Source organism: Ensifer sp. ZNC0028 (genome assembly GCF_000799055.1).
In the GTDB taxonomy this organism is placed as follows: Bacteria; Pseudomonadota; Alphaproteobacteria; order Rhizobiales; family Rhizobiaceae; genus Ensifer.
Map to the genome: position 1 here is coordinate 76,459 of NZ_JTLA01000031.1, position 19,774 is coordinate 96,232.

A 19,774-nucleotide genomic window follows, 5' to 3' on the forward strand; every position below is an offset into this window, starting at 1 on the left:
GGTGTGAAAGTATCTCGGCATGTGCGGTTACGGTGGCTATTTCGGGTCGGTCCCGGATGCGGAAATCCTTCTCAAAAGGATGGCCTCTGCGATCGCGCATCGCGGCCCGGATGAAAGCGGTATTCTTGCCGCGCCGGAGGCCGGGCTCGCCCATGTGCGGCTCTCGATCGTCGGTCTCGGCGACGGCCAGCAGCCGATGTCCGACGAAGCCGGCGACCTTTCGATTGCCTTCAATGGCGAGATCTTCAACTACGTCGAATTGCGCGAGGAACTGCGCGCCAAGGGGCGGCGGTTCCGCACCGGAAGCGACACCGAGGTCATCTTGCACCTCTACGCCGAGATGGGCGAGGACTGCCTGTCCGTCCTCAATGGCGATTTCTCTTTCGCGATCTGGGATCGACGCCGCCAGCGCATGATGCTGGCGCGCGACCGCATGGGCGTGCGCCCGCTGTTTTATACGACCCATGGCGGGACATTCTATTTCGCCTCCGAAATCAAGGCGCTGCTTCAGGTTCCCGGCATACCCGCCGAACTCGATCCGGTTGCGCTCGATCAGATCTTTACCCTTTGGGCACCGATCGCGCCGCGGACCGGTTTTCGCGGCATTCACGAGCTTGAGCCGGCTCACCTGATGATCGTCGAGAAGGGCAGGACGTCGATCCGCCCCTACTGGCAACTCGACTATCCGGATCACGACGCGCCGCCATTGTTTACGGATGAGCGCAGCGCGGCTGAGGAATTGCGCGCCCTTCTTACCGATGCGACCCGGATCCGCATGCGGGCCGACGTGACCGTCGGCTCCTATCTTTCGGGCGGGCTCGACAGCTCCATTGTCTCGGCACTTGCGGCGGGAATGGCGCCGCAGGGTCTGCGCACGTTTTCCGTAACCTTCGATAGCGTCGAGCACGACGAGAGCGCCTTCCAGATGGAAATGGCGAAGGCTCTCGGCACGCATCATAGCGCGGTCGCCTGTCGCGCCGGCGACATTGCGAAAGTGTTCCCGCAGGTCGTCCGTTTCGCCGAACGTCCAATCATCCGCACGGCACCGGCTCCGCTTTACCAGCTCTCGGGCCTCGTGCGCGAGCAAGGGCTGAAGGTCGTGCTGACGGGCGAGGGCGCCGACGAGGTTTTTGCCGGCTACGATATCTTCAAGGAGGCGCGGGTGCGTCGCTTCTGCGGCCGCCAGCCCGGTTCGAAGATCCGCCCGCATTTGTTCCGGAAGCTCTACCCATACCTGCCCGGCCTGCAGCAGCAATCGGCGGAGTATCTCGCTGCCTTCTTCGGCGCCGGCGACGTGCCGCTCGACGACCCATTGTTCTCGCATCGGCCGCGGTTCAAGAGCACGGCCGCCACCAAGATCTTCTTTTCTCCCGATCTGCGCGCCACGCTGAAGGGCTACGACGCCGCCGAAGATCTGGCGAGCCGGCTTCCTGCCGCCTTCGGTCGCTGGCATCCGCTGCACCAGGCGCAGTATCTCGAAAGCCGTTTCCTTCTGCCCGGCTACATTCTCTCCAGCCAGGGCGACCGCATGGCGATGGCGCACGGGATCGAGGGGCGCTTCCCGTTCCTGGACCACCGGCTCGTCGAGTTCGCGACGCGTCTGCCGCCCGAGATGAAGCTGAAGGGCCTGGTGGAAAAACACATCCTGCGCGAAGCGACGAAGGATCTGCTTCCGCCGACGATCGGTCAGCGCACCAAGCAGCCCTATCGCGCGCCCGACAGCCATTCGTTCACCGGCGCCGGCGAACTGGATTACGTTCGCGATGCCATGAGCGAGACGCGCATCGGCGACAACGGTCTGTTCAATGCCAAGGCCGTGAGCAAGCTCTACGAGAAATGCCAGTCGCAACCGACCACCGGCTTCAGGGACAACGCCGCTTTCGTCGGCATCCTGTCGACGCAGCTCTGGCTGCAGACCTTTACCGGCACCAGCATCCGCGCCGCTCAGGCGGCCTGAAACCCATTGGGAAAGGACATGAAATGACGGAAACCATCAAGGACAAGGTCAGGGCCTTTGTCATCGAGAACTTCCTGTTTGGCGATACCTCCTACGATCTCGCCGACGGCGCTTCGCTGATCGAGAACGATATCATCGACTCGACCGGCGTTCTCGAACTCGTCGCCTTCATCGAAGACCAGTTCGGCATTGCCATGGCCGACGCCGACATCGTGCCTGCGAACCTCGACTCGCTCGCCCGCATCTCGGCCTTCATCGAGGCAAAGGCCGGAGTGCCGGCCACGGCCTAACCAAGACCCGAGGGCGTTCCATGCGGTTCGAGCAATTTCTCATCGGCAATACGGCACGGCATGCGGCCAAGACGGCGCTGGTCACCGATCGCAAGCGGCTCAGCTACGGCGAGTTCGACGAGCTGTCGGGCCGGCTGGCGGCCGCACTGGCTAACGCAGGCGTCAAGCGCAACGACCGCGTCCTCGTGTTCATGGACAATTGCTGGGAGGCGGCCCTCTCGATCTTTGCGATCCTGAAGGCGGGTGCGACCTTCAGCCCGATCAACGCCTCGACCAAGGCGGACAAGCTCGCCTACATTATCGACGACTGCGAGCCGGCCGCGATCCTGACGCAGGCCAAGCTGATGTCGGTGGTGGCGGAAGCCCGGGCGCAAAGCAGCGGCAAGGTCGACATCTTCGTTGCATCGACCGCGGCGCCGAGTGGCCAGTCGCCCGCCGGCGCGGTGCCCTTCGAGGGCTGCCTGTCGGCGGCGGCGACGCCGGTGCCGCATGGCGGCATCGACGTCGATCTGGCGATGCTGATCTACACGTCGGGTTCGACCGGGCGCCCGAAGGGCGTGATGATGACCCATCGAAATATCGACGCGGCGTCGGAATCGATCACCACCTACCTGCGCAACGAGCACGACGACATCATCCTCAACGTGCTGCCGCTCGCCTTCGACTATGGTCTCTACCAGTTGCTGATGGCGATCAGGCTCGGCGCGACGCTGGTGCTCGAAAAGTCCTTTGCATTCCCGCATGCGATCTTCGAGCGTATCCGCGAGGAGGGCGTTACCGGCTTCCCGCTGGTGCCGACGATGGCGGCGATGATCCTGCAGATGCGCGATCTGGAGCCCGGGTTCCTGCCGAGCCTGCGTTATCTCTCCAACACCGCCGCGGCGCTGCCGCCGCCGCACATCGCCCGCCTGCGCGAGCTTTTCCCGGGCGCGCGGCTCTATTCGATGTACGGGCTGACCGAGTGCAAGCGCTGCACCTACCTGCCGCCGGAGGAGCTGGATCGCCGGCCGGGCTCCGTCGGCATCGCCATCCCGAATACGGAAGCCTTCGTCGTCGACGACGAGGGCAGCCGTGTGCCGCCGGGCGTTCCCGGCGAACTCGTTATCCGCGGGCCGCATGTGATGCAGGGCTACTGGCGCAACGACGCGGCGACCGAGCGCATGCTGCGGCCCGGACCGAACCCGTGGGAAAAGGTGCTCTATACGGGCGACCTCTTCCAGACGGACGAAGAGGGCTTTCTCTATTTCGTCGGCCGCAAGGACGACATCATCAAGACCCGTGGCGAGAAGGTGGCGCCCAAGGAAGTCGAGACCGTGCTCCATGCCCATCCCGGCATCGCCGAGGCCGTCGTGGTCGGTGTGGCCGATCCGGTGCTCGGCCACGCGATCGCCGCCCTTGTGGTGCGTACGGATCCTGACTTGACCGACAAGGACATCATTCGCCACTGCACCCGCCACCTCGAGGATTTCATGGTGCCGAAGATCATCGAATTCCGCACCGAACTGCCGAAGACGGATACCGGCAAGGTCAGCCGCCGACTTGCCGCCGAGACGATGGAGCCTGCACAATGAACATCAGAACAACCGGGGGCACGGGCCTGTTTTCGGCCGAAACCCTGACGATCGACCATGCGGCCGAGACCGGCCGCATCGTTTCCGGCTTGCGCGGGCAGTTGCGCTCCATGAAGAAGCGCGGTCTGGTGCTCGGGCTCTCCGGCGGCATCGACTCGAGCGTCTCCGTGGCGCTTGCGGTGCGCGCGGTCGGCGCCAAGAACGTCTTCTGCCTGTTCATGCCGGAAAACGATTCCGATCCGGAAAGCCTGCGCTTCGGCCGGCTGGTGGCTGAAACCTTCGGCGTCGAGGCGATCGTCGAGGACATCGGGCCGACGCTCAAGGCCATGGGCTGCTACGAGCGCCGCGACGCCTTCATTCGGGAACTGGTTCCAAACTATGGCGACGGATGGGCCTCGAAGGTCGTCATCGCCAATGCACTCGAGGGCGAAGGCTACAACATCTCCTCGCTGGTGGTTCAGAGCCCTGAAGGCGTGCAATCGAAACACCGCATGCCGCCGTCGGTCTATCTCGGTGTCGTTGCGGCCACCAACATGAAGCAGCGTACCCGCAAGCAGGTCGAGTACTACCATGCCGACCGGCTGAACTTCGCCGTGCTCGGCACGCCGAACCGGCTGGAATACGACCAGGGCTTCTTCGTCAAGAACGGCGATGGCGCCGCCGACGTCAAGCCGATCGCCCATCTCTACAAGTCGCAGGTCTATGCGCTTGCCGCCCATCTCGGCGTTCCCGCCGAAGTTTGCCGTCGCCCGCCGACGACCGACACCTATTCGCTGGAGCAGACGCAGGAGGAGTTTTATTTCTCCCTGCCTTACGATCGCATGGACCTCTGCCTATACGGCCTCAACCACGGGATCGAGATTGACGCCGTCGCCAAAGCGGCCGGCCTGACCATTGTGCAGGTCGAACGGGTCTGGGCGGATATCGCGGCCAAGCGCAAGGCGACGCGCTACCTGCATCTCGGGCCGCAACTGGTGCAGCCCGTGGAGGAGATCGCCGGCTATTGAGGACTGGCCGGACCGCTGGTCATGCTCAAGAGAAGCTGCCGCCGATCAACCGGCTCCAATATTCGCCGGAAATACCGTTGAAGAAGCCCTGTCCGTCGCGGCAGGCTTCGACAATCTCCTGGTCGCGCGAATGCACGACGGTCGAGGCGACGTGCACGAAGGCGATGCGTCGGCCGAGCATGGCTTCCATCAGCGCCGGCTGCGTGCGTCCGCGCAAGCCCGCAAGGCCCCGTCTCGACGCTGCGTCGACCAGGCAGTCGATGACCGGCCCGGCCTGCCCGGGCCGCGCCAGGATCTGCAGCACCCGACCGATTTCACCGGCCTTGGCGTAGTAGCCGAAGGCTCCGACGACGGTGCCCGTGCGGGCCGTTACCAGCGCGTAGACGAGCTCGCCCTGCTCCGGTTTCTTTTCAGCATCGGCAAGGATGTGGTCGAGCTGGCCATCGCTCCATTCCGGGCGAAGCGGAAATTGCGCGGTGAACTGGTCGACGACGGCGGCAAAGCCGCTGCGGTCCGTCTCGGTCGCGGTGAAGCCGGCCGGTGCCGCTCCCGCTTCGGGCAGGGCGGACCAGCGCTGCTCGCCCTGGCCCATGCGCTTGCGATAGAAATTGTCGAGGGCACGCGCGAAGGGTGCGGCGAGCCGGGCGGGCTTGATACGGTTCGAGGCGACGCTGAGGCTGAACGTCGCCGGACGGATGACGCGCACCCAGTCAAGGCTGTACTGCGGCAGAACCACGCCGCGAAGCCGCGTCCACATCTGCACCGAGACTTCGCTTGCCGTCTCGCTGAACGATAGATCCTGCGGACCGGCGAGGAACGCCTTCATGAGGCGCGCTCCGGCCAAGGGATCGCTTTCACGGTCTTCCGCCATCAGCGATCCGCAGATCGCGGCGCGCAGAGGCCGGCCGTTCAGCGTCATCGGCAGCGCGTTGACGCCGACGAAACCGGTGATCCGGCCTTCGTCGTTCACATGCACCAGCGGTCTGATTTCCGCATCGGAGTTCGGTCCGTCGAGATAGAGCTGCCGCATATAGTCGGCAAGGGCTGACGAAGTGGTCCGCTCCTCGCGGAACACCCGCTGGAACATTCCGGCGACCGCTGGAACGTCCGCGTATTCTAGCGAACGGATTTCGCTCATCGGGCGAGCTCTCCGGCGCCCGCCGCCGGGTCGGCGATTTTCTGGACGATGGCGACACGCGGTTTGCCGTCGCGGTCGGTCGCGAAGGTGACCGGTGCATAGGCTTTCGCCCGTGAGAGAAGGGCGGCTGCCTGCCGCTCCTGGCCCTCGCCGAACTCGAACAACAACCAGCCTCCCGGCTTCAGGAAGGCAAGCGCGTCGCGGATCAGGCGCTGATGGATGGAAATGCCGTAGGGGCCGCCGTCGAAGGCTTCGCGCGGCTCGCTCTCGAGCAGGTGCGCGCGGTCGCCCTCCAGCCGGCCGGTCGAGATATAGGGCGGATTGCAGACCACGACGTCAATCTTGCCTTGCAGATCGTCGCTTTCAAGCGCCGCGAAAAGATCGCCCTGCCGGATGGAGACGCGCGAGCCGAGGTCGAGCCGATCGACGTTGCGGCGGGCAAGCGCGACGGTGCTGTCCGTCAGATCCGCGCCCCAGACACGCGCCGAGGGGATCTCGCTGGCGATGCCAAGGGCGAGGTTGCCGGAACCGCAGCACATGTCGATGATGGTGACGTCCGAAGGGCCGCCTTCAAGGATCGAAACGGCCTTTCTTCCAAGAAGCTCCGTTTCTTCCCGCGGAACCAGGACGTCGGGCGCAAGTTCCAGTTCGACACCCATGAACCGGTGCAGTGTCGCGGCCCGGTCTTCGGTCGGTCGGTCGGTCGGATTGATGTCGTCGTGCGCCACGGCCACTCCTCATGTCGCTGGAAAACTCTGTAGACGTGCGGACCGCAGCCTAGTGTAATTGAGTAAACGGAAGCTGAAATACAATTGCTGCGAGCACGTTAACCGCGCAATCATTTCTGCCTGTTACCGTGCGCGTGATCAGAGGCGGGTGCTCGCTGTCATTGAACGCTTTTTGAGCGTAACAATGAGCGGTTGAGATCAAGGGCAGATCGGAATGGCTTCGGAAGGTGTGAAGGAACGCGCGCACAAACCGTTCCTCTCGATGATCATATCCTATGCTGCATCCGGCGGCAGCCTTGTCATTGGCTCGGCTGCGCAACTCCTGACCTTTGCGATCCTCGCGCGTTTTCTCGGCGTGCATGAGTTCAGCGTCTTCGTCGCAATCACGGCCGTTGCCAACATCGCAGTTCACCTGTGCGGTCTCGGCGCGATGGAGTGCCTGGTGCGCCGCGTCGCGCGCGACCGCAGCATGTACCCACAGATGCTCGGCCACAACATCATCCTGACTGCGATCAGCGGCGTGCTGCTGGTGCTGCTTGGCGCGGCGGTGTTGCCGTTCTTCTTTACGCTTTCGCCCGATCCCGTGACCAATGTCACGGTGATCACCTTGATGCTCGTGACCAACATCATCTTCGTGCGCGTCATCGTGCTGGCGGAGCAGATCTTTCTCGCGCATTCGAATTTTGCCTCGGCCAACAAGGTGGTCGTCGGCTTCGCCCTGGCGCGCACCATAGCTGCAGCGCTCGCCTGCATCGCCTTCGGAGTGGCGTCGGTTGCCTCCTGGGCCGTGTGGCAGTTCGTGTGCCATGTGATCGTGGCCCTTGGCTGCTGGCGGGCGGTCAAGGGACTGGGACGCCCGACCTACGGGATCGTGCGGGAAGAGCTGCCGCTCGGGCTCTATTTCAGTATCCCGTTCATCCTGCGCGCCGTCCGGCAGAACGCCGATCTTCTGGTCCTGAGCCTGGTCGCGAGTGCCGAGGTCATGTCCAGCTACAGCGTCGCGCGGCGCATGCTGGAGAGCAGCTACCTGTCGGTCGAGGCCTTGAACCGGTTGATCTATCCCGGTTCGGCAAAGGCGACTGCAGCCGGCCTGCATCATGCCTTCGAGCGCGTGCGCAAGGTGCTGTTTGCGGCCACCTCGATCAGCATTGCCGCAGCCGTCGCCGTCTTCGTGCTGGCGCCGGTGCTTCCCTATCTCTTCGGCAAGGACTACGTCTCTCTCGTTTCCTTCGTTCGCATCCTGTGCTGGGTGGTCGTGCCGCTTGCCATGTGGTCGGTGGCGATGGAGGCGCTTGGCGCGTCCGGCCACCATCCGGCGCGCGCGTCGGTTATGGGGCTTGGCAGCGTGCTCGGGGCGGCACTCACCGCTTGGGCGACCTGGTACGCACCGCCGACAGGCACGTTCATTTCCTTCTACGTGATCGAGATCGCGATGGTGATCGTCTCATGGGCGGTCTTCCTGCGTTTCGTGCGGCGCGATCGGGAGCAGGCCGGTGCAGCTTCCCTGTCGACAGGGGTGGCGCATGGAGGCTGAACTGGGAAAAATCCAGGCCGCACGGTCGCTCGGACGGGAAATGCCCCGCATGGGCAATGTGCGTGCCATGGAACCCCGGGATATCCCGGCCGTCAGCAGCATGTTCACCCGGATCTTTCGCAAGCGGGAGCAGGGCGCAAGCCTGGAACTGCAGAACTATGTCGAGACCATCTTCTTCGGCAGCCCGCTATACGCGCCGGAACACGGCAGCATCGTCTACGACGACGGCTCCGGCAGCATCGGCAGCGCCATCCTGGCGCTTCCCATGGAGTTCACGGTCAACGGCCGCCGGACGGTGGCGAAGCTTCTCTGCGCCTTCATGTCCGAAGGCAAGGCCGGTGCAGTCGGCGCCGCCTGCCTGGCGCGCGCCATGCGGGCGACACGCCAGGACATGTGCTTTTCCGACAACTCGTCTCCGGTCAGCGCCGATCACTGGGTTGCCGGCGGAGGCGTCGTGCTGCCGATCCAGAGCCTCGACTGGCGTCGCTCCTTCCGGCCGTTCAAAGCCTGGGGGTTGACGGTTGGTCGGCAAGTGCGCGCGCTCCGATCCCCGATCCTTTCCAAGCCGCTCGCGCTTGCCGACCGGCTGTTGCGCCGCCGCCGCCCGCGTACGAAACCCGATCCGGTGGCCGGCTGCACGACGCACGCCATCGACCCCGCCGCCTTCGTCGATCTCGCAGAACCGATGCTGCAGCGCTTTTCCGTCCGGCCGGTCTGGTCGCGCAGCGAATTCGACTGGCTGGTGATGGTCGCGCGACTGAACACGCCGCTCGGCAATCTTCTCTGCCGCGAGGTTCGAGACGAGAGCGGGCGCGTCATCGGCGCCTATCTCTACTTCGGCAAGGCCGGCGAGCGGGCGACGGTGCTCAACGTCGTCTGCGAGGCCGGTCGCGAGTTCGACGTCACCGCACAGATGTTCCATGCGCTTGACGCCGAAGGCTATGCGCTCGCCGTCGGCAGTTCGCAGCCGTTCCTCATGAATGCGATCTCGCGCCAGAGATGGCTGTCTTTCCACCATCGCGGCTATTTCTGCATGGTGACGCGGCATGCCGATCTGAAAGACGCGGCCCAGCGCAACGATATCTATGTCGGCGGCCTGGCATCGGAGAGCTGGAGCCGGTTGTTGACCGACTTCTGAAGCCATGGGTTAAGCGACAATCCTGCCGTTTAACGGAATATTCACCGTACAACCTTAATTCTGCGCTAGAAGGCGGCTCGCGGGGTCACGATCTTCGCGTCTTGATGGGCGTGCGTGAGGGATGCTTATGTATAGGCCGGACGAGGCCGGAAAACAGGGGGCCAGCCAACCGGCACGCGAGCAGCGTGCACCGGTCGAAAGAGGCTCGTTGCTCGATCTGCTCTCGTCAGACCTTCACGAAGCGGAGACTGCCGCCGACAGGTCGGCAACAGACCGGCCCGCCGAAATCCAGCGCCAATCCAGAGATATTCCGAACGCCACGCCCCACCCCACTGACGTGGCGCGTCCCGTGTCCAGTACGGCTAACGCGCCTCGTGATAGCTACTTTCCCGGGTTGAGCGACCTTAACAGGATCGGCATCGACGATATCATCGGCTGGTTGCGCGACGGGCTCATCTGGATCGTGCTGGCGCTCGTCCTGTGTGTGGGCGGTGCGCTCGCCTATGCGATGACGGCGACGCCGCGCTATACGGTCTACACCGATATCGTCGTCGATCCGTCCAACCTCAATGTCGTCAGCGATGACGTCTTCACCAGCAACCCGCAGCGCGACGCGCAATTGCTGGAAGTGGAAAGCAAGCTGCGCATCCTGACGTCGCGCAACGTGCTGTCGCGGGTTATCACCCAATTGCGCCTCACCGAGGATCCGGAATTCGTGAAGCCCTCGGCCTTCAGCTCGTTGAAGAACCTCTTCTCGACGAAGGCGGAGCAGCAGGCCGGAAACGAGCTTGCCGCCATGCGCGCCTTGTCGGAGCGGGTGGAAGCCCGGCGCGAAGAGCGGTCCTTCGTGGTGGTGATGAAGGTCTGGAGCGAAGAGCCTGCGAAAGCGGTGACGCTGTCGGACGCGATCGTCGCGGCCTTCGAGCAGGAGCTGTTTCAGTCCGCCGCAGAGAGTGCCGGTCGCGTCGCACAAAGCCTCAACGCCCGGCTCGACGAGCTTCGCCACAACGTCACCGAATCCGAACGGGCGGTCGAGGATTTCCGCCGCAAGAACGGGCTGCAGTCGACCAATGACGGCCAGCTCGTGAGCAATCAGCTTTCGAACGAACTCAACACCCAGGTCCTCGACGCCCAGCAGCGCTTCATCCAGGCCGATACCCGCTACCGGCAGATGAACGACGCGATCGCGCAAGGGCGGACCGCAAGCGCTTCCGAGTTCGAATCCGTCAACATGACGAACCTGCGCGAACAGTACAACGTGCTGCAGCAGCAGATCGCCTCGATGCAGCGCACCTATGGCGAGCGCCATCCGCGCCTCGTCAACGCGCGCTCGGAGCGCGCGAACCTGGAATCGGCCATGGCCGACGAGGCGCGCCGCATCCTCGATCGCGCCAAGGCGGACATGGACCGGGAGCAGCAGGCCTTTTCGGCCTTGCGCGCCAAGGCGAGCGACGAGAAGTCGAACGTATTTTCCGACAACGAAGCCCAGGTACAGCTGCGCGATCTCGAAAGGGACGCCCGTGCCAAGGCCGCCATCTATGAGACCCACCTGGCGCGTGCCCAGCAGATCACTGAACGCCAGCAGATCGACACGACCAATGTTCGCGTGATCTCGCGCGCCTTGCCGCCGAATGCACGCAGCTGGCCGCCGCGCACCGTGGTTCTGCTCGCCGGCGGCGGTTTCCTCGGGATCGTTCTCGGCATATCGCTTGCGCTTGCCCTCGGTCTGTGGAGATACATCCGTCGTCCGCAGCCCCTGGCGCCGTGAGAGGGCGGCCATCGTGCCCGATCTCAGCGGCAATCCGGCCAATTCTGCAGAAACCTTGAGGGTCCGCGTCGGGACCTTCCTGTTTCTGGCGATTTCCATCTACTACTGGATTCCCTTTCATTCCTTCGTCGACCTGACCAAGGAAAGCCTGCTGGAGCCGGGCGGTGACAATTCCAGCCGGCTGAACCAGATCGTGGCACTGCTGCTGTTTGCCGGCGCCTCTTGTTACGGTGTGCTGCATCCGATGCGGCGCGGGCTGATGCAGCCGCGGGTGCTGCTTGCGGTCCTGCTTTTGTGGGTGCTCTTTGCTTGCCTGGTTTCCGCTCATCCGGCCAACGGCATCAAGGCGATCATCCTGACGACGATGGTCGCGGTCAACGCCAACGTCTATCTGCTTCTGCCGGCCAACGAGCGGCACTTCGCCAAGATGCTGGCGATCTCGACGCTCGTCATGCTCGCGGTTGCCTATTACGGCGTTCTGTTCAAGCCGCTTCTGTCCATTCACCAGGCCGACGAAGTGTTGGAGCCGATGCATGCAGGGCTGTGGCGCGGCCATTTTCGTCACAAGAACGAAGCGGCCGTCGCCATGGTGCTGGCCTCGTTTCTCGGCCTTTACGTCCTGCATCGGTGGTCGAAGCTAGTCGGCGTGACCATCGTTGGCCTCGCCTTCTTCTTCCTCATCCACACGGGAGGGAAGACCTCGACGGCGATGCTGCCGGGCATCCTGCTTCTGGCATGGCTGTTCGAACGCGTACGCCTGCTGCGCATCCCGATTGCAATCGGCGGCGTGGCCCTGTTCAACCTTTTCGCCGTCGGGTCGGCCGTCTTCCGTCCGCTTGGAGAATTCGTCACGTCGCTCGGCATCGACGCGACCTTCACGAACCGCGCTGACGTCTGGCGCTTCGCCTTTTCGGTGATCGCCGAACAGCCGTTTATCGGCCGCGGCTTCAAGGCTTTCTGGCAGACCGAGGAAGTGGTCTTCAGCGGCGGCGGCATCGAGACCTGGGCGGTTCGCGCCGCCCATGCGCACAATTCCTATCTCGAGACGCTTCTGGTGATCGGCATACCCGGATTGATCCTCACGCTGCTTTGGCTGGTGGTGCTCCCGCTCTATCACATCTCGCGCATTCCGCCGGCCCGGCAGCACAGCGATCTCACGCGACTGTTCCTGCGGATCTGGCTCTATTCGATCTACAGCGCCAGCCTCGAGGCCTTCTTCTTCGATGGTCCGAACGTGCTGTGGTTTACCTTGCTCTTCGCGATTTGCGGTTTGCGCCTGCAGTCCTCGGCAGCGCTTGCAACCGAACCACGCCCGCTTGCACAAAGGATGGTGGCGCATGCCTAGTTTTTCACAGGCTCTGTCGAGGGTGGACGGCCTTGTCGACCGCGTCGCCAACCGGCTGATCTGGCGTCTCGCGTCGAAACCGCGTGACGTCATAACCGATGCGCCGCTCGTATCCTTCACCTTCGACGACGTGCCGGACACAGCACTGCACAACGGCGCCGCGATCCTCGAACGTCATGGTGTGCGCGGAACGTTTTATATCGCCGGAGGGCTTGGGGGGCGGGTCGAGACGGATCGCACCCTGATCTCGCCGGAGGGCTGCGCCGAGCTCGCTCGTCGAGGTCACGAGGTCGGCTGCCACACTTATTCCCACAGCAAGATCAGGCGTCTGGGCGGAGGTGGGCTCGCCCGGGATCTCGACCGGAATGCCGCCTATCTCAGCCAGAGCGGCGTCAATGCGGCTGCAACCAACTTCGCCTTTCCCTACAATGCCGCCTGGCCGCTGGCGCGGCGGGAACTGGGGCGCCGCTACCGCACCTGCCGTGCGGCCGGCGAGAGCATCAACCGCACGGCCGTCGATCCGCTGATGCTGAAGGCCGTCGAGATCCGGCAGCCGGAGGCGGACGCCCAGGCGCTCACGGGCTGGATCGACGATGTCGTCGATCGACCGGGCTGGCTCGTGTTTTTCACCCACGACATCGCCGCGCGTCCGACGCCCTACGGCTGCACGCCCGAGACTTTCGAAACCCTGGTTCGCTACGCGGTTGAGAAGGGCTGTGTCGTGTTGCCGGTCGAGCAGGCGCTCGACAGGCTCGGCTGGTAGGAGGGCGCATGTCGGGGCAGGGGAACGGCGGCAACAGGCTGCTTGCCATCAACAACTACTTCTACCGCCGCGGCGGCGCGGAAGCGGTGTTTTTCGACCATATGAAGATGTTTTTGGACATCGGCTGGGACGTGGTGCCTTTCGCCATGCAACACGAGGATAACGAAGCCTCGCCATGGTCCGACTATTTCGTCTCCGAGATCGAGTATGGCCGGCGCACCAACCTCCTGCGCAAGGTCGTTCAGGCGGCAAGCGTCATCTACTCGCGTGAAGCGCAGAAGAACGTCAGCCGGCTGATCGAGCGCGCCCGCCCCTCCGTCGCCCACGCACACAACGTCTACCATCATCTTTCGCCGGCGATCTTCTCGACGCTGAAGGCGGCCGGCATCCCGGTCGTCATGACCGCTCACGATCTGAAGCTCGCCTGTCCCTCCTACAAGATGCTGCGTGACGGTGCCGTCTGCGAGGACTGTCGCGGCGGCCATATCTACAACGTCTTGCGTCATCGCTGCATCAAGGGGGAGACGACGCTGAGCGCCGTCGTGCTCGCCGAAACCGTCGTTCACCGCGGGCTCGGTCTCTACCGCAACAAAGTGGACCGCATCGTCGTACCAAGCAAATTCTACGTCGAGAAGCTGGTCGAATGGGGCTGGCCGCGCGAACAGATGGTCCATATCCCGAACTTCGTCGATGTCGACGACTATTCGGCCGACTGGGTCGAGGGCGACTATTTCGTCTTTGCCGGGCGCCTGGCGCCGGAGAAGGGGCTGGCGACGCTGATCCGCGCGGCGGCCGCATCGGGCCAACGGCTGGTGATCGCCGGAACCGGGCCCGAGGAAGCGATGCTGCGGCAACTGGTTGCGCAAACCGGCGCCGACGTAACCTTTGCCGGCTATCTCTCCGGCGAGGCCTTGCACCGCCTGATCGGGCAGTCGCTGGCGCTGGTTCTGCCTTCCGAATGGTATGAGAACGCGCCGATCAGCGTGCTTGAGGCCTATGCGTTGGGGCGGCCGGTGATCGGGGCCTCGATCGGCGGCATTCCTGAAATGATCCGCGAGGGCGAGACCGGCATGACCGCGATTTCCGGGGACGCCGACGATCTCGCCCGCGTGCTCTCGACGATGGCTGGTCTGCCGGCTGCCGAACGCGCTGCGATGGGGGCTTCGGGCCGACGCTGGATCGCAAACGAGTTCTCCGCCGCCGCCTATCGGCAAAGGACGATCGACCTCTATTCCAGGCTGGGCGCGGCCTGATCGCGTCCGCCATTAACGTTACGATACAATTTGTAGTAACCTGGGCTCGCGCTATGGTTTTCGGTCATTTATATAAGGGGTAAATGAAATATCTTGGCGGTGATTAAGTATATCGCCCTAGTAAACGGAACGGGCAACCTTCGAGGCGACACATGAGCAGAAAGTCTGATGTTTCGCGAAGTCATCGCCAGCAACAGCCGGTGATTGCGCAGGAGATGGTACAGACCGGACTGTCGGACGGAGCCGGCCCGCTGCCCCTGCCTAGCGCCGCACGCGCTGGCCGAAAGCACGGCCACCCCGCTCAGAGCGGCGCGCTGGCCGCACGCGGTGAGCGCAAGCGCGTGATGATGCTGGGCCTGCGCGGCATCCCCAACGTTCAGGGTGGCGTCGAGAAACACGTCGAAATGCTGGCGAGCAAGTTGCTCGGATACGGCTGGGATGTCGAGGTGGTCGGACGCCGCGGCTATCTGGAGGATCGCAAGGCTTACGCCTGGAATGGGGTGGACGTCGTTCCTCTCTGGGCGCCGCGCCGTATGGCGCTGGAAGCGATCGTCCATACCTTCCTCGGGGTCTGGCTCGCCGCCTGGCGGCGACCGGATGTGCTGCACATTCATGCCATAGGCCCGGCGCTGATGACGCCGCTTGCGCGCATGCTCGGTCTGAAGGTCGTGGTGACCCATCATGGCTACGATTATGACCGGCAGAAATGGGGCGGGTTCGCCAGGCGCACGCTGAAGCTCGGCGAGCGCCTCGGCATGCGGTTCTCGAACGGTCGCGTGGCGATCTCGAAGGACATCGCCGAGACGATGCACGCGCGGCACCATGTCGCGATGACGCTGGTGCCGAACGGCGTCCAGGTAACCCCGCCGACGGGAGAGGCCGGTATTCTCGCGGAGTTCGGCCTGGAGCGGCGCCGCTATATCCTGCTCGCCGCACGGCTGGTTCCGGAAAAGCGGCAACTCGATCTCATCCGTGCTTTTGCCAAGTGCGGCCTCAGCGACACCAAGCTCGTTCTTGCCGGCGGCGCTGAGTTCGAGACGCCCTATGCCAAGGAGGTGAGGGCGCTTGCGCGCGACGTGCCGGGCGTCGTGCTCACCGGCTTTCAGACGGGCGACAGGCTGGCGGAACTCTTCGACAATGCCGCCCTCTTCGTGCTGCCGTCCAGCCACGAGGGCATGCCGATTGCGCTGCTCGAGGCGATGGCCTACGGGCTGCCGGTCCTGGCAAGCGATATCGTCGCCAATCAGGAACTGGAACTGGCACCCGACGAGTATTTCCCGTTGGGAGACATCGATGCGCTGGCGTCCGGCATCGTGGACAAGCTCGGAGCCCCGCTCAGCGACGAGGAGGTGCGCGAGCGTGCGGCGCACGCGGAAGCCGCCTATAGCTGGACAAATGTGGCGCAAAGGACCGCGGCGGTGTATAGCGCGTTGCTGGCGAAGTAGCCGGGCGTTCGCGTCCGCCGTGTCGCCGGCCGGAGTCTGCCTCGTGCGTTCACCGCGCACCGCTCTCCTCAAGAATGCGACCGCGCCCCCGCAACGCGATGAACGCGCAGGCGCCATCGCCGATCGTTCGATGATTGCCGTGCCTCGCACGCCGCCTGGAAGATAAGCCGACAATGACTATCAAACGCGCCGCCAGCCTTTTCGCATGGATCCTGTTTGCCGTGATCGCCTATTCTACGATGTCGCCGCTCGATCTCAGGCCCCGCATCGGGCACATGGTCCATCTCGAACGCTTCGGAGCCTTCGGCCTGCTGGGTCTCTTGTTTGCGATCGCCTATCCGAGGCGACTAGGGCTCGTGCTCGCTCTGGTTTTTGCGACGGCGATCGGCTTCGAGCTGTTGCAGATGGTTTCGGCCGATCGCCACGCGCGCGCGACGGATGTGGCAGTCAAGCTGCTTGGCGGTGCCTGCGGCGTCTTCGGCGGCTGGTTCCTTCATCGCTTTCGTTTGTCGCTGCTGCGGCTGCTGGGGCGGTAAACCAAAACGCAAAATATCGTCGGTAAGATCGGCGGCAACCGGAGCAGGCCTGCGCTCCGTCGAGACTGGGGGATCGCGTGGCAGTATCCGTCATCATCAAGACGCTGAACGAAGAAAAGCGCATCGCCGCGACCATCGAGAGCGCGTTGAAGGCGCTCGAAACCGTTGGCGGCGAGGTCATCGTTGCTGACAGCGGCTCCAGGGACCGGACGGTGGAGATCGCCTCGCGCTATCCTGTTGTCATCGCCCAGATCAGCCCGCCGGCGCTTCCGAGCTGCGGCATCGGCCCGCAACTCGGCTTCCAATATTCGCGGCACGCGCATATTTGCCTGCTCGACGGCGACATGTTGCTGGACGACGACTTCCTCGAGGCGGCGGAAGCGTTCCTCGCCGACGATCCCGCCGTGGCTGGTGTTACCGGCCACGTGCAGGAGATGCTGACCTCCAACCTCGAATTTTCCCGGCGGGTCACCCGTAATTCCCCGGAAAACCGGATCGGCGCGATCGACCGCATGAACGGCGGCGGCCTCTATCGCCGGGCGGCGATAGAGGCGGTCGGCTATCTCTCCGATCGCAACCTGCACGGCTATGAGGAGTTTGACCTCGGCATCCGGCTCAGAAGCGCCGGCTTCAAGCTGCATCGCCTCGACCGACGCTTCGTCCAGCATTTCGGCCACACGGACAATTCCTACCGCCTGCTCGTGCGCCGCTGGAAGAGCAAGTACCTGTTTGGCATCGGGGAGTTGCTGCGCGCCTCGCTCGGCCAGCCCTATTTCTTCCAGCTCGTCCGGGAGCTGCCGGAGCTCAAGCTTTGGGCGCAGGTCTATCTCTGGTGGGCAGCGTCGCTGGCGATCCTGCTGTTCGTGCCCGACAAGCTCGTTGCGCTCGGTATCGTTCTTGCGATCCTTGCCGGCGTCGTCGGGCTGATGAGCCTGCGCAAGGGCGGGTTCAGCATGGGGCTCTACACGGTCGTCGCCTGGTTCTTCCATGCGGCGGCGCTGCCGGTCGGCTTCTTCCGGGCACGGCGAAAGCCTGACGCGCCGATCGAAAGCAAGCTGCTCGGAGCCCCGGCATGAGGTGGCAGCCGCTGCTGGCGGCAGCCGTGGCGCTGGCTGCCGTCTGCGCGCCGGTGCAGGCATCAGACCAGTGGCTTCCGGTGCGGGAAATCTCGCTTGAGTTCGAGGCTGGCAGCCCTCTCGATTTTTCCTCTTTCCTGCCGAACGGCACGATCGATGCGGATCACCGCCTGGTCGCCGGTGCCGGCGGACGGCTTGCCTTCGCGAAGTCGCCAGACAAGCCGGAGCGCATGCTCTGCGCATCGCTTGCCTGGAGCCCGGCCTCCGGCGGGTTTCCCGATCACGAAACCGCCGATCGTTACGCCCGGCAACTGGCGATGCGCGGCTACAATCTCGCCCGGCTGCATTTCGTCGACGGCAGCCTGATGTTCGGCCGCGACCGCGACTTCGATTTCGACCCCGAGACGCTCGACCGGATCCACTATCTGCTGGCGGCGCTGAAGCGTAACGGCATCTACTGGATGATGGACGGCCTGTCGTCCCTGCGCGGCGTTTACGGCGGCTTTGACGATCGCTGGGACGATGGCGGCAACCTCAAGCTCGAGCTGTTTGTCGACGAGCGGGCGTTCGACCACTGGAAGCGCATGCAGGAGACGATCCTCGGGCGCGTAAACCCCTATACGGGCGTGGCGCCGATCCGCGACAATGCGCTCGCGGTCGTCATTCTCGCCAACGAGAACGGCATGGAGTTCGACACCGTCGTGCATGATCGGCCGGGCAAGCCGCCCTATGATCCCCAGCTTGCCAAACCGTTCAACGCATGGCTCGCCAAACGCTACGGATCGACCGCGGCGCTTGCCAAGGTGTGGCCTGACCTGAGTTCGGGCGAGACGATCGAAGCGAGCTCCGTGGCGCTGCCGTCGGACCGCTACGTTCCCGGCCCGCGGCTGCGCGATCTGCAGGCGTTCTTCACCGAGACGGAAGAGGCGACGACCGCGCGCATGAGCGAGGTGCTGCGCGGGTTCGGCTACCGCGGCCTGATCAGCAACTACAACAACTGGCCGACGGTTCAGGCGTCGCTCAGTCGGCGCGGCCTCGAAGCCGTGACCATGAACACCTATCACGACTGGGTCAGCGGCTATGCGCCCGGCAGCAAGACGACGCAGGTCAGTTCGATCGCCGACGGGGTGAATTACATCCGCATGATCGCGGCAACGCGCTGGCTCGACCGACCGTTCCTCGTCAGCGAATACGATCACCTCTTCTGGAACCGCTACCGCTACGAGGCCGGGCTGGCGATGCCGGCCTATGCGGCGCTGCAAGGCTGGGATGCGCTCTGCCGTCACGGCCATGGGCCTATCGTTCTTTCCTATGGCGAGCCGTTCCCGCACAAGAAGGCAATGCTGCCGTACGCCATTGCGCTCGATCCCGTCGCACGCGCCGGCGAGACGCTGTCGGCGCTTCTCTACCGCCGTGGCGACGTGGCGACCTCAGCCGTTACCGTCCCGTTTGCGGTGCGCGGAGAAGAGGATCTTTCCGACGACATGCAGGCGCGCGAACCGGAGCGCCTGACGGACCTCGCGCTGGTCGGACGGATCGGTCTTGAAGAGGCGGCCCGGCTCGGCGATGTGCCCGTGGTGAAGCAACCGCGCCAGCAGGACAGCGAAGGGATACTCGACGGCCTGCGCCAAGACGGCGCGCTTTCTGATGATAACGGCACCAGCATCGATACCGGCATTTACCAGAGTAGCACCGGAGAGATCCTGTTGAACCGCTTTGCCGGACAATTGCGCGTCGTCACCGACAGGACCGAGGCCGCCGCCTTCTCGACGCTGCGGGAGCCGATCGATCTCGGCCTGCTCCGGGTCGAGCGGGCCGATGGCAACGGGCTTGTTGCGATCTCGGCGCTCGATGCGAATGCAGGGCTCGCCGGCAGCCGGCGCCTGCTGCTGATCTTTGCGACCGATGCGCAGAACACCGGCATGGCGTTTCGCGACACCGAGGAGAAGGTGATCGAGGATTTTGGCCGGCTGCCGGTTCGGCTGCGGGAAGGCTATGTCGATCTGAGGCTGGCGCGAACGGCGGGGAACTGGAGCGTTTCGCCGGTGGGCCTCGACGGCAAGGTGCATGCGCCGGCAGCGCAAGGCACAGGCGACGTCGCCTTCCGGCTCTCCAACAACGGGCCCTCCGGGCCGACCACCTATTTCCTCCTCGAACTGCGGTAGGGGTGGTGCAGCGTTTCGCTGGATCAATGAATGGCCACGATGTCAGCCTATGCTCCGCCG

The 19,774-nt window shown here is 64.2% G+C and carries 16 protein-coding genes; 14 read left to right on the forward strand and 2 right to left on the reverse strand.

Translation table 11 applies throughout. From position 1 onward, the window contains the following. The first annotated feature begins 19 nt into the window (after positions 1-19). Genes asnB through nadE form a run of 4 tightly spaced genes read left to right on the forward strand, consistent with a single transcriptional unit; the run spans position 20 to position 4,825 of the window. The gene (gene asnB / locus L981_RS08135; RefSeq protein WP_043613719.1) at positions 20-1,957 is read left to right on the forward strand and encodes an asparagine synthase (glutamine-hydrolyzing); all 1,938 of its coding nucleotides are present in this window, start codon (positions 20-22) and stop codon (positions 1,955-1,957) included. Between the two features lie 23 nt (positions 1,958-1,980). Next, positions 1,981-2,247, forward strand: a complete 267-nt coding sequence (locus tag L981_RS08140) for an acyl carrier protein (protein ID WP_034799210.1) — start codon at positions 1,981-1,983, stop codon at positions 2,245-2,247. A gap of 20 nt (positions 2,248-2,267) precedes the next feature. Continuing rightward, complete coding sequence (locus tag L981_RS08145) at positions 2,268-3,818, forward strand: class I adenylate-forming enzyme family protein (protein ID WP_043613721.1); 1,551 nt, start codon at positions 2,268-2,270, stop codon at positions 3,816-3,818. Further along, positions 3,815-4,825: an NAD(+) synthase gene (nadE, locus tag L981_RS08150; protein ID WP_043613723.1), complete on the forward strand. Its 1,011-nt coding sequence runs from the start codon at positions 3,815-3,817 to the stop codon at positions 4,823-4,825. The genes L981_RS08145 and nadE overlap by 4 nt, the downstream gene beginning before the upstream one ends. Before the next feature lie 25 nt (positions 4,826-4,850). Here the strand turns inward: nadE and L981_RS08155 are convergent, their stop codons facing one another. Beyond that, positions 4,851-5,963, reverse strand: a complete 1,113-nt coding sequence (locus tag L981_RS08155; RefSeq protein WP_043613725.1) for a hypothetical protein — start codon at positions 5,961-5,963, stop codon at positions 4,851-4,853. Continuing rightward, positions 5,960-6,622 (reverse strand): HemK/PrmC family methyltransferase, encoded by a 663-nt coding sequence (locus L981_RS08160; protein WP_082005943.1) that lies wholly within the window; start codon positions 6,620-6,622, stop codon positions 5,960-5,962. Before L981_RS08160 ends, L981_RS08155 begins: the two co-directional genes overlap by 4 nt. A gap of 283 nt (positions 6,623-6,905) precedes the next feature. On the opposite strand from L981_RS08160, the gene L981_RS08165 reads away from it, so the two are divergent. The 10 genes from L981_RS08165 to L981_RS08210 all read left to right on the forward strand — a co-directional run bounded on the left by L981_RS08165 (position 6,906) and on the right by L981_RS08210 (position 19,714). Further along, positions 6,906-8,225, forward strand: coding sequence for a lipopolysaccharide biosynthesis protein (locus L981_RS08165; protein WP_043613728.1), 1,320 nt, complete (start codon positions 6,906-6,908; stop codon positions 8,223-8,225). 40 nt (positions 8,226-8,265) lie between these two features. Continuing rightward, a complete protein-coding gene (locus L981_RS08170; protein WP_245281608.1) occupies positions 8,266-9,363 on the forward strand; it encodes a GNAT family N-acetyltransferase in 1,098 nt (365 codons plus the stop codon). 127 nt (positions 9,364-9,490) lie between these two features. Next, a complete protein-coding gene (locus L981_RS08175) occupies positions 9,491-11,131 on the forward strand; it encodes a GumC family protein (RefSeq protein ID WP_043613732.1) in 1,641 nt (546 codons plus the stop codon). 13 nt (positions 11,132-11,144) lie between these two features. Then, the gene (locus L981_RS08180) at positions 11,145-12,476 is read left to right on the forward strand and encodes an O-antigen ligase (RefSeq protein ID WP_043613734.1); all 1,332 of its coding nucleotides are present in this window, start codon (positions 11,145-11,147) and stop codon (positions 12,474-12,476) included. Further along, a complete protein-coding gene (locus L981_RS08185) occupies positions 12,469-13,239 on the forward strand; it encodes a polysaccharide deacetylase family protein (RefSeq protein WP_043613735.1) in 771 nt (256 codons plus the stop codon). Before L981_RS08180 ends, L981_RS08185 begins: the two co-directional genes overlap by 8 nt. Positions 13,240-13,247: 8 nt before the next feature. Then, positions 13,248-14,492: a glycosyltransferase family 4 protein gene (locus tag L981_RS08190; RefSeq protein ID WP_043613737.1), complete on the forward strand. Its 1,245-nt coding sequence runs from the start codon at positions 13,248-13,250 to the stop codon at positions 14,490-14,492. Between the two features lie 344 nt (positions 14,493-14,836). Continuing rightward, positions 14,837-15,937 (forward strand): glycosyltransferase family 4 protein, encoded by a 1,101-nt coding sequence (locus tag L981_RS08195; RefSeq protein ID WP_043613892.1) that lies wholly within the window; start codon positions 14,837-14,839, stop codon positions 15,935-15,937. 173 nt (positions 15,938-16,110) lie between these two features. Next, the gene (locus L981_RS08200) at positions 16,111-16,473 is read left to right on the forward strand and encodes a VanZ family protein (RefSeq protein WP_043613739.1); all 363 of its coding nucleotides are present in this window, start codon (positions 16,111-16,113) and stop codon (positions 16,471-16,473) included. A 77-nt stretch (positions 16,474-16,550) separates the two neighbouring features. Continuing rightward, complete coding sequence (locus tag L981_RS08205) at positions 16,551-17,549, forward strand: glycosyltransferase (RefSeq protein WP_043613741.1); 999 nt, start codon at positions 16,551-16,553, stop codon at positions 17,547-17,549. Then, positions 17,546-19,714: a hypothetical protein gene (locus L981_RS08210; protein ID WP_043613743.1), complete on the forward strand. Its 2,169-nt coding sequence runs from the start codon at positions 17,546-17,548 to the stop codon at positions 19,712-19,714. Before L981_RS08205 ends, L981_RS08210 begins: the two co-directional genes overlap by 4 nt. The last annotated feature ends 60 nt before the right edge of the window (positions 19,715-19,774 follow it).

Excerpts from the sequence above, each read along its gene's own strand:
- asnB (WP_043613719.1), top strand. The coding sequence starts at position 20 with ATGTGCGGTTACGGTGGCTATTTCGGGTCGGTCCCGGATGCGGAAATC.
- L981_RS08140 (WP_034799210.1), top strand. The coding sequence starts at position 1,981 with ATGACGGAAACCATCAAGGACAAGGTCAGGGCCTTTGTCATCGAGAAC.
- L981_RS08145 (WP_043613721.1), top strand. The coding sequence starts at position 2,268 with ATGCGGTTCGAGCAATTTCTCATCGGCAATACGGCACGGCATGCGGCC.
- nadE (WP_043613723.1), top strand. The coding sequence starts at position 3,815 with ATGAACATCAGAACAACCGGGGGCACGGGCCTGTTTTCGGCCGAAACC.
- L981_RS08155 (WP_043613725.1), bottom strand. The coding sequence starts at position 5,963 with ATGAGCGAAATCCGTTCGCTAGAATACGCGGACGTTCCAGCGGTCGCC.
- L981_RS08160 (WP_082005943.1), bottom strand. The coding sequence starts at position 6,622 with ATGGGTGTCGAACTGGAACTTGCGCCCGACGTCCTGGTTCCGCGGGAA.
- L981_RS08165 (WP_043613728.1), top strand. The coding sequence starts at position 6,906 with ATGGCTTCGGAAGGTGTGAAGGAACGCGCGCACAAACCGTTCCTCTCG.
- L981_RS08170 (WP_245281608.1), top strand. The coding sequence starts at position 8,266 with ATGCCCCGCATGGGCAATGTGCGTGCCATGGAACCCCGGGATATCCCG.
- L981_RS08175 (WP_043613732.1), top strand. The coding sequence starts at position 9,491 with ATGTATAGGCCGGACGAGGCCGGAAAACAGGGGGCCAGCCAACCGGCA.
- L981_RS08185 (WP_043613735.1), top strand. The coding sequence starts at position 12,469 with ATGCCTAGTTTTTCACAGGCTCTGTCGAGGGTGGACGGCCTTGTCGAC.
- L981_RS08190 (WP_043613737.1), top strand. The coding sequence starts at position 13,248 with ATGTCGGGGCAGGGGAACGGCGGCAACAGGCTGCTTGCCATCAACAAC.
- L981_RS08195 (WP_043613892.1), top strand. The coding sequence starts at position 14,837 with ATGATGCTGGGCCTGCGCGGCATCCCCAACGTTCAGGGTGGCGTCGAG.
- L981_RS08200 (WP_043613739.1), top strand. The coding sequence starts at position 16,111 with ATGACTATCAAACGCGCCGCCAGCCTTTTCGCATGGATCCTGTTTGCC.
- L981_RS08210 (WP_043613743.1), top strand. The coding sequence starts at position 17,546 with ATGAGGTGGCAGCCGCTGCTGGCGGCAGCCGTGGCGCTGGCTGCCGTC.